Origin of the sequence: Mumia xiangluensis, assembly GCF_010994095.1 — a bacterium.
Classification (GTDB): domain Bacteria; phylum Actinomycetota; class Actinomycetes; order Propionibacteriales; family Nocardioidaceae; genus Mumia; species Mumia xiangluensis.
In genome coordinates this window covers 537,066-549,263 of the sequence record NZ_WJYO01000003.1, presented here as the reverse complement: position 1 = coordinate 549,263, position 12,198 = coordinate 537,066, and the positions used below count along the sequence as shown (strand labels likewise).

Here is a 12,198-nt window from a genome sequence, read left to right as displayed (position 1 = left end):
CGCACATGGCAGAGCTTCGTTTCGACGACCGGGTGGCGGTCGTGACCGGCGGGGGCGGGGGACTTGGCCGGGCGTACGCGCGGCTGCTCGCCTCGCGGGGTGCGAAGGTCGTCGTCAACGATCTCGACGTCAAGGACGACGACGGTCGCACGCCTGCCGGTGCTCTGGTCGAGGAGATCACCGAGGCCGGCGGCACAGCCGTCGCCCACAACGGATCGATCGGCGAGGCCGGCGCCGGCGAGTCGGTCGTCGCGACCGCGCTCGACGCGTTCGGCCGCGTGGACGTCCTGGTGAACAACGCCGGCATGGTGCGCGACCGGTCGTTCGCGAAGATGTCCGACGAGGAGCTGTCCGACGTGCTCGCGGTCCACTACTTCGGCTCGTACGCCCTGACGAAGGCGGCATGGCCGCACCTGCGCGCCCAGGAGTACGGCCGCATCGTCTTCACGACCTCCGTCGCAGGGTTGTACGGCAACCTAGGCCAGGCGAACTACTCGTCGGCCAAGGCCGCGCTCGTCGGACTCGGCCGTACGCTCGCCGTCGAGGGCGCTCGCAGTGGCATCAAGGTCAACCTGATCTCGCCCGGGGCAGCCACCGCGATGACGGCGGCGATGCTTCCTGAGCGCCTGCACGAGAAGATGTCGCCGGACCGGGTCGCGCCGATGGTCGGCTACCTGTGCCACGAGTCCTGCGAGACCACCGGGGAGATCTTCCACGCCGTCGCCGGGACGTTCGCGCGCACGTTCATCGCTCAGACGCAGGGCTACGAGAACGCTGACGCGACGATCGAGGACATCGCCGCGAACCTCGGGCAGATCATGGACCTGTCCGAGTGGAGCATCCCCGGCCAGGCCGTCGAGCTGCCGGAGTGACCGATGAGCCAGACGAGTGCCGTTCCGACCAACGGGCGGAGACGCATCGGCTCCCTCGCGTACTGGGAGGCCGACCGCCTCGACGACGTGCTCGAGGAGTCGCTCCCTCAGATGCTCGCCCGCCGGCTGCCCGAGCTCGGCGATGCGCCGGCGCTGCGGTGGCGTGAGGACGGCGCCTGGCGGGAGCTGTCGTACGCCGCGCTCGACCGTGATGCCCGGACGATCGCGGGCGCCCTCGCCGGGCGGTTCGCGCCCGGCGACCGGGTAGGCGTCTGGGGCCGCAACTCCGTCTCGTACGTGCTGCTGCACTACGCGTGCGCGTACGCCGGGACGATCCTGACGCCGCTCAACACCGGCTGGAGCGACGATGAGGTCCGCCACGGCGTGGGGCTCACGACTCCGTCGATCGTGTTCGCGGGGGCGACGGTCGCCGGCGACGACCTCGAGCCCCGGGCGACCGGGCTGGTCGGCGGCATCGAGGTCGTCGCGCTCGACGACTTGCTCCCGTGGGCTGCGTCGCAGCCGGTGGGCGACCTCCCTGTGGTCGCGCCAGAGGACCCGTTCCTCATCCAGTTCACCTCAGGAACGACGGGCCGCGCCAAGGGTGCCGTCGTGAGCCACCGGGCCGCGGTCAACGGGGCGTTCCAACGCAACCACCACGATGTGATCGGCGACGACGACGTCTGGCTCAACCCTGTCCCGTACCACCACATCGGAGGCTCGTGCTTCGTCGTCTTCGGCGGCCCGCTCGGCGGGGGATCGTTCGTCGTGGTCGACCGGTGGAACCCGAGCGAGGCGACCGACCTCCTGCGTACGGGGGTGATCACCCGGCTCGGCGGCGTCCCGACGATGCTGGTCGACCTCCTCGACCGGCTCGGCGACGACGCGCGCGACGCGGGGATCGCCTCCGTCGGCCTCGGAGGCGCCACCGTGAGCCGTGCGGTCGTCGAGCGGATCCGTGACCAGCTGGGGGCGCCGACCGTGATCGGGTACGGCCAGTCGGAGTGCCCGCTCATCACCTCGACCGATGTCGCGGACGATCCGGAGACCTTGTCGCGTACGGTCGGCAGACCGCTCCCGGGAGCCACAGTCCGGATTGCTGATGTCCTGACCGGCGAGACCTGCCCGGTCGGTGTGCCCGGCGAGATCCAGGTGCAGTCCCCGAACGTGATGGCCGGGTACTGGCAGGACCCGGAGCAGACCGCGGCGACGATGACGGAGGACGGCTTCCTTCGTACCGGCGACGTCGGGGCGATGGACGAGCTCGGGTACATCGAGTTCCGCGACCGCGCGAAGGACGTCATCATCCGCGGGGGCGAGAACATCTACCCGGCTGAGGTCGAGGAGCTGCTGGTGCAGCTGCCACAGGTCGCGGCCGCGGTGCTCGTCGGTGTCGACGACGCGCGGCTGGGCGAGACGGTCGCCGGAGTCGTGGTGCCCGTCCCGGGGGCGGAGATCTCGACCGACGAGCTGACTGCTCACCTGACCGGCAAAGTCGCGCGGTTCAAGATCCCGATCGCATGGCGGTTCGTGGACCAGCTGCCGACGACCGCGTCCGGCAAGATCCGCCGGGTCACCGTCCGGCAGGAGACGAACGAAGCTCTGGCCACTGAACCCGGCAACCCCGAAGACCTCACCACCGCAAGGAGCTAGACCGATGCCCATCGACCCCTCCGCCGCCCTCGACGCACCGCCCTCGGTCACGCCGATCAGCTGGCAGGAGTCCGACGTCCTCCTCTACCACCTCGCGCTCGGAGCCGGCGCCGATCCGACCGACGTGCGGCAGCTCGCGTACGCGACCGAGCGCGGAGAGGAGGTGCTGCCGACCTTCGCGGTGGTCGCGCCGACCCTGCGCGCGACCTCACCGCCGGCGGTGAGCTTTCCGGGGGTCGACGTCGACCTGAGCACGATCCTGCACGCGAGCCAGCGGGTCGAGCTGCACCGCCCGATCCCGCGCGACGGCAAGGCCGAGGTGTCCACCGGGGTCGCCGCGCTGTACGACAAGGGGTCCGCCGCGATCATCGTCGTGGACAGCGAGGCAGTGGGCTCCGACGGCGAGCCGCTGTGGACGTCGAGCATGCGGATGTACTCCCGCGGTGAGGGCGGGTTCGGCGGTGATCGAGGCCCCGACGGTCCGCCGGCACCGCCCGACCGCGCGCCGGACCACATCCTGGAGACGACGATCCTCCCGCAGCAGGCCCTGCTCTACCGCCTCCTCGGAGACCGGAACCCGCTGCACAGCGATCCGGAGGTCGCTTCCGCGGCGGGCTTCCCGCGCCCGATCCTGCACGGTCTGTGCACCTACGGGGCGGTCTGCCGGGCCGTCGTCGACCGCGTGCTCGACGGGCGGTCGTCGGCGGTGCGGTCGCTCGAGGCGCGGTTCGCCGGGGTCGTCTTCCCGGGAGAGACGTTGCGTACCGCGGTGTGGGTCGCATCGGACAGGATCCTCTTCACGACTCAGGTTCTCGACCGCGACGGTGCGCCCGCGCTGTCGGGCGGGGAGATCGTGGTCGCCGCCCACGAGGCGACCGCATGAGCATCGATGTCGTCCGCGGCGACGGGGTCGTCGAGATCACCCTGAACGCGCCAGAGCGCCGCAACGCGCTCACGCCGGACGAGTTCGCGGCGCTCGGCGACGCTCTGCGCCAGGTCGCGGGATCGTCGGGCGACCGTGCCGTGCTGATCACCGGCGCGCCGGGCGCCTTCTGCTCGGGCGCACACCTCGCGGAGACGGTGCCGGACGAGTCGGTCGTCGCGATCATGGGACGCATCCAGGAGACTGCGCGCGCCTTGCACCGGCTCCCGCAGCCCGTCGTCGCCGCGGTCGGCGGCCCGGCGTACGGGGCGGGCATGAGCATCGCGCTGGCCGCGGACCTCACCGTCGCGTCGGAGCGTGCGGTGTTCTGCCAGGTCTTCGTCAAGCGCGGACTCGTCCCAGACTTCGGCAGCTCGTGGCTGCTGCCCCGGATCGTCGGAATGCAGACGGCGAAGCGGCTCGCGCTGCTCGGTGAGCCGGTCGGCGCGGACGAGGCGGCGGCGCTCGGCATCGTCGCGGAGGTCGTCCCCGACGACACCCTCCTCGCACGCGCCCGCGAGGTCGCCGGCAGGCTCGCCGCAGGCGCGCCGGTCGCCCAGAGGCTGACCAAGCAGCTCCTCCACGCCTCGTACGAGACGGCGTTCGACGCCCAGCTCGACGCCGAGGCGGCTGCTGCCGTCGTCGCGACCGGGACGACCGACGTGGCGGAGGCGTTCGCGGCGTTCGCGCAGAAGCGCGACCCGGTCTTCACGGGGCGGTGACCTCGCGGGTCACCGAGCGGGGAAGCCGCGTCGACGGTAGCCCTCGGGGTCGATCTCGTCGCGCAGGAGCGCCACCTGCGCGACGGTCGGCGCCGGGGTGACGGTGACGTCGTCGGCGATCACGGGGACGAACCCGGTGGCGGCGAGGACGTCGTCGACGGTGTGCCCTGCATGCACCGTACGGAGCCGCATCCGCTGCGAGGACGGCGCGAAGTCGAACACGGCGAGGTTCGTGACGACCAGCGCCGGCCCGCCTCCCAGGCCGCGGCGCGCGCGCTCGCCGTACCCGTCGAGAAAGCCGACTCCGGACCGGAAGTCGACGCGTTCGACCAGCGTGCGCGGGTCGTGGTCGGTGACGACGTACACGATCCGCTTGTCGAGCACGCTCATGTCGGCCAGACCCGCCGTCCCCGAGAGGCGTACGCGGGGGCGGTGGTAGTCGCCGACGACCGAGATGTTGGCGTTGCCGAAGGCGTCGAGCTGGGCGGCGCCGGCGAAGAACGTGCGGAAGCGCCGCGGGTCGGCCACCCAGTCCCACAGCTCGGTGGCCACGTCGACGTACATCAGCGCGCTGTCCCACAGCGGCCACTCGAAGGTGGACGCCGTCATCCTCGGGTGTGACGGCGAGACACCGGTCCCGCCCGCGACCCATACGAGGCCGGGCGCGTGCGTCCGCCGGGCCAGCTCGATCGCGCAGACGGGGACGAACGACGACAGGCCGTTGAGCACCTGGTCGTCGTCCGCGAGCTCCGCAGCGAGACGGCTCACGACGAGCTCGTCGACCGAGTAGCTGGTGGACGGAGCGTCGCCGGGCTGTGCCTCCGTCGACCGCTTCGCGCCGCTCACGACGCCCGCTCCATCGTGAGAGCGGACAGGCGGTCGGCACCGACGAGGGCGAGGTAGTCGTCGTGCGTCGCCGGTCCGTGCACGTACGAGGCGAGGAACGCCTCGGCGTCGGCGGGGTCGCGCGACGCGTCCACCCAGGCTTGGAAGGCCGCCGCGTCGTAGTCGTACCGCGGGAAGAGCGACGTCGGGTGGGCCCCGTACGGCGCGAGGACGACGGCGTCCACCGCGAAGCTCGGGAGGATGGTCTGCTCCGGATGCTCGCGGAGCGTGTCGGCGTCGACGATCTCCTCGACGCTGACGACCACCCGGTCGCTGGCACGCGGCAGCAGGGTGGTCATCGGGTGGCGCGGGCCGGGGTCGACCGCGACGTTGCCGTCGGCGTCCGCCCGATGGGCGTGCAGGAGCGCGACGTCGGGTCGCAGTGCCTGGCAGGCGACGACCGGCGGCCCCCCGAACGGGTCGTCGATCACCGCGAGATGAGCGTTGCCGACGGACAGGAGGTCGGAGCCGAGCATGCCGCGGGTGGGCAGGAAGGGGAGTCCTCGGGCGGCCGCGCCGAGGCGGGCGAGCAGAGCGGTCTCGGACAGCTCCTCGAACCCCACGACGCCCGACTCGACGGCACGCCGGACCTGGCGGCACATGCCGTAGCTCTCCATCGTCACGGCCGCGGTCGTGAGGCGGGTGAGCGCTCCGCTGGTCGCGAGCCAGTCCAGGGCCATCGACCCGCTGAGCGAGACAGCATGAAGGTCGCGCCGGCCGGCCCTGACGAGTGCGCGCACGAGACTCATCGGTGCGCACTGCGTCGGTCCGGCCTGGAGCCCGACGACGTCGCCGTCACGGATCAGCCCGACCGCCTCCGCGGCCGTCATCACCTTGTCCGGCATCGGTGTCAGTCCTTCGCGAGCCGCGGCGCGACGTACGCCGGCGTGGGAAGGGAGGCAAAGACGTCGGGGAGGTCGGTGCTGACGCGGGCGCGGAACTGCGGCGGTCGCTTCTCGAGGAAGGCCGTCACGCCCTCGCGGACGTCGGCGCTGGTGCTGCGGGCGTCGAGGGCGCGTGTCTCGATCTCGTGCGCGCGCATCGGATGAGGGAGCTCGAGCGACCGCCACAGCATCCGGCGCGCGAGCGAGGCCGAGACCGGGGCCGTGCGCGTGCTGATGCGGTCGGCGATCGCGTACGCCTCGTCCATCAGGCGGTCCGCCGGGTGCACCGCGTGCAGCAGGCCTTTTGCCAGGGCCTCGTCGGCCCCGATCTTGCGTGACGTGAGGATCCACTCCTGAGCGGTCGACATGCCGACGAGCCGGGGGAGGAACCAGCTCGAGCACGACTCGGGGACGAGCCCCCGTGCGGTGAACACGAAGCCGATCGTCCCCTCGGGACATGCCAGACGGAGGTCCGCAGGCAAGGTGAGCGACGCGCCGCCGCCGACGGCCGGGCCGTTGAGAGCGACGATGACGGGCTTGAGCGAGTCGTAGATCCGCAGGGCCATGACACCGCCGGCGTCTCTGCGCGGCTCGCGCCACGACGCCTGCTCGCCCGCATCGGCCGCTGCGCCGGCTGAGTCCCCGCCGCCGAACCAGTCGGCGAAGGTGTCGGCGCCTCCGCTGAGGTCGGCGCCCGCGGAGAAGGCACGGCCCGCGCCCGTGAGGACGATGCAGCGCACGTCGTCGTCGGTGTCGCAGCGGTCGAAGAGCGCGACGAGCTCGTCGAGCATCGAGTCGCTCAGTGCGTTGAGCGAGTCCGGTCGCGACAACGTGAGGGTCGCGACGTGGTGGTCGAGGGCGAACGCGACATCGCTCATGGATCCCCTCCGTGCCGGAACTGTCGCTCGACTCTAGTCAACCGACTAGTTGGCTGGCAAGGTGGGACGGAGCACCCGATCCGGCGAAGAGGTTGGCATGGACTTTCGAGAATCACCCGAGCACGCGGCGATCCGAGCGGCAGTCGCCGAGATCGGGGCGGGCTTCGGCCACGACTACTTCGTGAAGTGCACGACAGGCGGGGTGTTCGTCGACGAGCTGTGGAGCACCGTGTTCGGGCAGGGCTTCGGGGGCGTCAACCTCCCCGAGGAGTACGGCGGGGGTGGCGGCGGCATCTACGAGATGGCGATCGTGATCGAGGAGCTCGCGGCCCAGGGATGCCCGCTGATCTTCCTCATCGTCGCCGGCATGTGCGGCCCGATCATCGACGACTTCGGGACCGAGGACCAGAAGCGCCGCTGGCTTCCCGCGCTCGCGTCCGGACAGCAGAAGATGGCGTTCGCGATCACCGAGTCGGGGTCGGGGTCGAACGCCCCGAACCTCGCGACCACTGCGCGCCTCGAGAACGGGACATGGCGGCTGTCAGGGCAGAAGCAGTACATCACCGGGATCGACGTGGCCGATGCGGTGCTGGTCGTCGCGCGCACCGGGACCGATCCGTCGGGCCGTGCGGAGCTCGGGCTCTTCATCGTCGAGACCGACCGGCCGGGGCTCGAGTACCAGCCGATCGCGATGGAGATCAAGGAGCCGGACCGGCAGTTCTCGGTCTTCCTCGACGGTGTCGACGTCCCCGAGGCGAATCTCGTCGGAGGTGTGCCGGGGAAGGGGATGCTCCAGGTCTTCTCGGGCCTGAACCCGGAGCGGATCAACGTCGCGGCGCAGGCGGTCGGGCTCGGGCGCTACTTCATGGGCAAGGCCGTGTCGTACGCGAAGAGCCGGGACGTGTGGGGTCAGCCGATCGGTGCCCACCAGGGCGTCTCCCACCCGTTGGCGGAGGCGAAGATCCAGATCGAGCTCTCTCGCCTGATGGCCTACAAGGCCGCGTGGGAGTTCGACCACGGCGAGCCGACGGTCGGGGAGTCGGCCTCGGTCGCCAAGCTGGCCGCGGCCGACGCCGTGCTGTTCGCCTTCGACCAGGCCGTGCAGGTCCACGGCGGCAACGCGTTCGCCAGCGAGTACGGGATCGCCGACCTGTGGGGCCTCACGCGGCTGATGCGTTCGGCGCCGGTGAGCCGCGAGATGGTGCTGAACTACGTCGCGCAGCACACCCTCGGCCTGCCGCGCTCGTACTGACCCCTCCTGTCCTCTCCTGACCTCGCCGCGTTGGTGCGGGAGTGGTCACCGGTGTCGTCCGCGTGACCACTCGCGTACCAATGCGGCGTCGGGTCGAGGGGGAGGGGGAGGGCGGTCAGCGGATGAGGGTTGGGATGGGCCGCGGGCGGCGAGCGAGCGGGTCGGGGATGGTCCGCAGGTCGGCAGCCGGGTACGCGAATCCGGGGGCGAGCAGGATCCCGGGCGGCGCCTCCACGACGGAGGGTGCCGCCTGGACGAGCTGGACGGCGGTCGCCAGGTTCGCGGCGGACTGCCGGTCGTCGACGCCGAAGACGTCATGGGTGTCGGAGGTGAACAGGTCGGCGCGGGTCCGTACGTCGATCGGCAGGCCCTCGACGGCCACCTCGTACATGTCGGGAGAGCTCACCGTGATCGCGGGATCGACGAGATCGGCGTCGAGGTACCACAGCTCGCGGATCGAGATCACGGTCTCGCCACCGACCACGCCGGACCACGTGCCGTCGACGACGGCGACCGTGCCCTCCTCGACCGTCACCCCGGCGCACTCCAACGTCCGCGGGCTGGGGACGTAGACGACCTCGGCGACGATCTCGTCCAGCTCGAGCCCCAGCAGGTGGCCGAGCCCGGCGATGCACTCGAAGTAGTAGCGGCTGAGGATCTCCTTGCGCGTGCGGGACCCGAGACGCTCGGGTCGCTTGCCGAAGCCGATCGCCGCGATGATCTCGCCGGCGTGGTGGCTGAGGTCGCACACCTCGCGGACCGCGATCGACGACACCGACGTGCACAGGCTCGCGCTCGTCAGCGCGAAGCGCTCGACGAACCACCCCGGGTGCACCCCCGTCCCGTGCAGCGTCGTACCGCCCGCTGCACACGCGTCCTCCAGCGGCCGGACGTAGTCCTCGCCGTGCTGCCAGGGGAAGAAGTACGCGGTGGTGGTGACGACGTTCTTGCCCGAGCGCAGCAGCCGGGTGATCTCCTCGTGCCGCGCGGACTCGTCCGGCGTCGACGCCCCGGCGTACAGGACGACGTCGGCGTCGAGCGCGTAGATCGCCTCCTTGTCGTCGGTGATCGTGATGCCGCACGGCTCCTCTCCGATGTATGCCATGGCGTCCTGGCCGACCTTCGACGGCGAGTACGCCACGCATCCCACGAGGTCCAGCTCGGGCCGTCGAGCGATCTCCCGCAGCGCCTGCGAGCCGGTGTAGCCCGGGCCCCAGACGACGACGCGGTACGGACGGGTTCGCTCCATGGGCAGGGACCTCCAGGGGTCGGGAGAGATCGGGTCGAGGCTCAACCGGCGAGGACGTGCTCGGCGATGAGGTCGATGTTGCGGTGGTACGTCTCGTGGCGCGCCGGGATGTCGACGATGAGCTCGCTGACGCCGAGCTCGGCGATCCGGGCGAGCTGTTCGCGGGCCTCGGCCTTCTCGAGCCTGGGGCGCCGGAGCTCGCCGCGGTGCGGGATCGGGGGCCGTGGCGCGCCGTCCTCGACCGGGTGGACGAGCCAGCGCGCGACGATCGTCGGACACGGTTTGCCCACCTCGGCGGCGAGCGTGCGGAGCTGGGCGACCTTCGCCGCCAGCTGCTCGATCGTGCCCTGGCCGGGCGCCCAGCCGGCGTCGTGCTCGAGGGCGCGGCGCATCGACCGGGGGCCGTCGCCGCCGATGAGCACGGGCAGCGGCTGCTGCACGGGGCGGGTCAGCGGGCACAGGTCGCGGAAGCGCACCCACTCTCCCTCGTACGACGCGACGTCCTGCTCCCACAGCGCGCGCATCGCGCGCAGGTACTCGTCCGTCCTTCGCCCGCGCTCGTCGAACGGGACGCCCAGTGCCTCGAACTCGCCGCGAACGTGTCCGACTCCGACGCCGAGGACGACCCGTCCGTCCGAGAGCCGGTCGACCGTCGCCACCTCCTTGGCGGTGACGACGGGGTTGCGGTACGGCGCGACGAGCACGTTGGTCCCGAGGCGGACCCGCTCGGTGAGCGCGGCCACGTGGCCGAGCAGGGGGAAGACGTCGAGGTACGCGTTGCCGAACACGTCGGCCTGATCCTGCGGGATCGCGACGTGGTCGCCGAACCAGAGGCTGTCGAACCCGGCCTCCTCGGCGTGGCGACAGACCTCGGCGACGGTCGCGCCGTCGAACCAGCGCGCGTAGTTCGGGGGTGCCAGCCCGACCCTCATCCATGACCTCCCCGGTCGTGCCGTGCGCCGCCGTCGACGACCAGGACCGCGCCGGTGATCCAGGCGGAGTCGCTCGACAGGAGGAACGACACCGCTGCCGCGACGTCCTCGGGCGTCCCGAGGCGGGCGAGCGGGACCTGCGCCGTCAACGCTGCGCGGTCGTCGACCGGGATCTGCGCGGCCATCTCCGTGGCGATCAGGCCGGGCGCGACCGCGTTGACGCGGACCCGTGGGGCGAGCTCGAGCGCCAGCTCGCGGGTGAGGTGGGTGAGCGCCGCCTTGGTCGCGTTGTAGTAGCCGGTGTTGGGCGACGCCACGAGCCCGCCGATCGAGGTGATGTTGACGATCGAGCCGCCGTGCTCCCGCATCCCCGCCTCGTACGCCAGGCGGGACCACGCCAGCGGTGCCCAGAGGTTGACCTCGGCCATCTTCGCGGCCGCCGGAGCCTCGACGTCCAGCGACGGACCCCACTGCGGATTGACGGCGGCGTTGTTGACGAGGAGGTCGATGCTGCCGTGGGCGTCGGCGGTCGCGCGGACGCAGGCGGCCGCGGACTCGGTGTCCGCGGCGTGGCAGACGACGGGCGTACAGCGCTCACCGAGCTCCGCCGCGGCGGCGGCGAGGCCGTCTGCCTTGCGGCCGGTGATCGTGACGTAGGCCCCGGCGTCGACGAGTCGGCGCGCGATCGCCCTGCCGATCCCGCGCGAGCCGCCGGTGACGATCGCGACTCGCCCAGCGTGCTCGCCCATCCGCTCAGTCCAGGAGCTCGACGATGGTGGCGTTCGCCATCCCGCCGCCCTCGCACATGGTCTGCAGGCCGTACCGCGTGCCGGTACGCCGCAGGTGGTGCAGAAGTGTCGTCATGATCCGCGCCCCCGACGCGCCAAGAGGGTGGCCGAGCGCGATCGCGCCGCCGTTGGGGTTGAGTGCCTCGAGGTCGGCCCCGGTCTCGGCCAGCCAGGCGAGCGGGACGGGCGCGAACGCCTCGTTGACCTCGAAGCAGCCGATGTCGCCGACCCCGAGGCCCGATCGTGCCAGCGCCTTGCGCGTCGCCGGAATGGGGGCACCGAGCATCATCACCGGGTCGTCGCCGGCGAGCACGCTCGTGTGGATGCGGGCCATCGGCGTCAGGCCGAGCTCGGCGGCCTTGGCGGGTGTCGCGAGCAGCAGCGCCGCCGCACCGTCGCTGATCTGCGACGCGTTGCCCGCGTGGATCATGCCGTCGGGCTTGAACGCCGGACGGATCGCGCCGAGCGACTCGAGCGTGCCACCGAGCCGGATCCCTTCGTCCGCGCTCACGGGGTCGTCGTCCGGTCGCGGCACTGCGACGATCTCGTCGTCGAACACACCTCCGGCGGCCGCCTTGGCGGCGAGCTCGTGGGAGCGGAGGGCGAACTCGTCGAGCTGGGTCCGCGACAATCCCCACCGCTCGGCCATCATCTCGGCGCCGAGGCCCTGGTTGAACTGGTCGACGCCGTACCGATCCCGCATCGCCGCCGTCATCGGCTCGCCGAGGCCTTCGCCGAGCGTGGACCCCATCGGGACCCGCGACATCATCTCGACCCCGCCGGCGACGACCAGGTCGTAGTGCCCGGCAACCAGTCCGGCCGCCGCGAAGTGCACCGCCTGCTGCGACGAGCCGCACTGACGGTCGAGGGTCGTCGCGGGCACGGACTCGGGCCACCCGGCGGACAGCACGGCGTTGCGGCCGATGTTGATGCCCTGTTCGCCCACCTGGTGAACGCAGCCCCAGACGACGTCGTCGACCTCGGCCGGATCGATCCCCGTCCGCTCCTGCAGCGCCGTCAGCACGTGCGCGGACAGGTCGATGGCGTGCGTCCCGGAGAGGCCGCCGCCCCGCCGTCCGACGGGCGTACGGACGGCCGCGACGACGACGGCGTCGCGGTCGCTGGGGGTCGGGGTGAAGGTCATCACCGCTCCTCGTTCTT

Annotated in this window: 12 protein-coding genes; 5 read left to right on the top strand and 7 right to left on the bottom strand. The window is 71.8% G+C overall.

Annotated elements, in window-relative coordinates; genetic code table 11:
* The first annotated feature begins 5 nt into the window (after positions 1-5).
* The 4 genes from GH747_RS12965 to GH747_RS12950 are packed head-to-tail and all read left to right on the top strand — an operon-like array spanning position 6 to position 4,169.
* Complete coding sequence (locus GH747_RS12965) at positions 6-872, top strand: SDR family NAD(P)-dependent oxidoreductase (RefSeq protein ID WP_149769982.1); 867 nt, start codon at positions 6-8, stop codon at positions 870-872.
* A 3-nt stretch (positions 873-875) separates the two neighbouring features.
* On the top strand, positions 876-2,525 hold the full coding sequence (locus GH747_RS12960) for a class I adenylate-forming enzyme family protein (RefSeq protein WP_149769981.1): 1,650 nt from the start codon (positions 876-878) through the stop codon (positions 2,523-2,525).
* Between the two features lie 4 nt (positions 2,526-2,529).
* A complete protein-coding gene (locus GH747_RS12955; protein ID WP_149769980.1) occupies positions 2,530-3,408 on the top strand; it encodes a MaoC/PaaZ C-terminal domain-containing protein in 879 nt (292 codons plus the stop codon).
* Entirely contained in the window at positions 3,405-4,169 is a 765-nt protein-coding gene (locus GH747_RS12950; RefSeq protein WP_149769979.1) for an enoyl-CoA hydratase/isomerase family protein, read from the top strand. Before GH747_RS12955 ends, GH747_RS12950 begins: the two co-directional genes overlap by 4 nt.
* A 9-nt stretch (positions 4,170-4,178) precedes the next feature.
* Here the strand turns inward: GH747_RS12950 and GH747_RS12945 are convergent, their stop codons facing one another.
* The 3 genes from GH747_RS12945 to GH747_RS12935 are packed head-to-tail and all read right to left on the bottom strand — an operon-like array spanning position 4,179 to position 6,816.
* On the bottom strand, positions 4,179-5,015 hold the full coding sequence (locus GH747_RS12945) for a CoA-transferase subunit beta (protein ID WP_149769978.1): 837 nt from the start codon (positions 5,013-5,015) through the stop codon (positions 4,179-4,181).
* Positions 5,012-5,899: a CoA transferase subunit A gene (locus GH747_RS12940; RefSeq protein ID WP_149769977.1), complete on the bottom strand. Its 888-nt coding sequence runs from the start codon at positions 5,897-5,899 to the stop codon at positions 5,012-5,014. Before GH747_RS12940 ends, GH747_RS12945 begins: the two co-directional genes overlap by 4 nt.
* Positions 5,900-5,904: 5 nt before the next feature.
* A complete protein-coding gene (locus GH747_RS12935; protein WP_149769976.1) occupies positions 5,905-6,816 on the bottom strand; it encodes an enoyl-CoA hydratase-related protein in 912 nt (303 codons plus the stop codon).
* Positions 6,817-6,913: 97 nt separating this feature from the next.
* Between GH747_RS12935 and GH747_RS12930 the strand changes: the two genes are divergently transcribed.
* Positions 6,914-8,068 (top strand): acyl-CoA dehydrogenase family protein, encoded by a 1,155-nt coding sequence (locus GH747_RS12930; protein ID WP_149769975.1) that lies wholly within the window; start codon positions 6,914-6,916, stop codon positions 8,066-8,068.
* Positions 8,069-8,183: 115 nt separating this feature from the next.
* Here the strand turns inward: GH747_RS12930 and GH747_RS12925 are convergent, their stop codons facing one another.
* From GH747_RS12925 to GH747_RS12910, 4 genes are read right to left on the bottom strand one after another with little or no spacing between them, the layout of a single operon-like run.
* Positions 8,184-9,317: an NAD(P)H-dependent amine dehydrogenase family protein gene (locus GH747_RS12925; protein WP_149769974.1), complete on the bottom strand. Its 1,134-nt coding sequence runs from the start codon at positions 9,315-9,317 to the stop codon at positions 8,184-8,186.
* A gap of 41 nt (positions 9,318-9,358) precedes the next feature.
* Positions 9,359-10,249: a TIGR03619 family F420-dependent LLM class oxidoreductase gene (locus tag GH747_RS12920; RefSeq protein WP_149769973.1), complete on the bottom strand. Its 891-nt coding sequence runs from the start codon at positions 10,247-10,249 to the stop codon at positions 9,359-9,361.
* Positions 10,246-10,998 (bottom strand): SDR family oxidoreductase, encoded by a 753-nt coding sequence (locus GH747_RS12915; protein ID WP_149769972.1) that lies wholly within the window; start codon positions 10,996-10,998, stop codon positions 10,246-10,248. Before GH747_RS12915 ends, GH747_RS12920 begins: the two co-directional genes overlap by 4 nt.
* A gap of 4 nt (positions 10,999-11,002) precedes the next feature.
* Positions 11,003-12,181 (bottom strand): thiolase family protein, encoded by a 1,179-nt coding sequence (locus tag GH747_RS12910; protein ID WP_149769971.1) that lies wholly within the window; start codon positions 12,179-12,181, stop codon positions 11,003-11,005.
* Between the last annotated feature and the right edge of the window lie 17 nt (positions 12,182-12,198).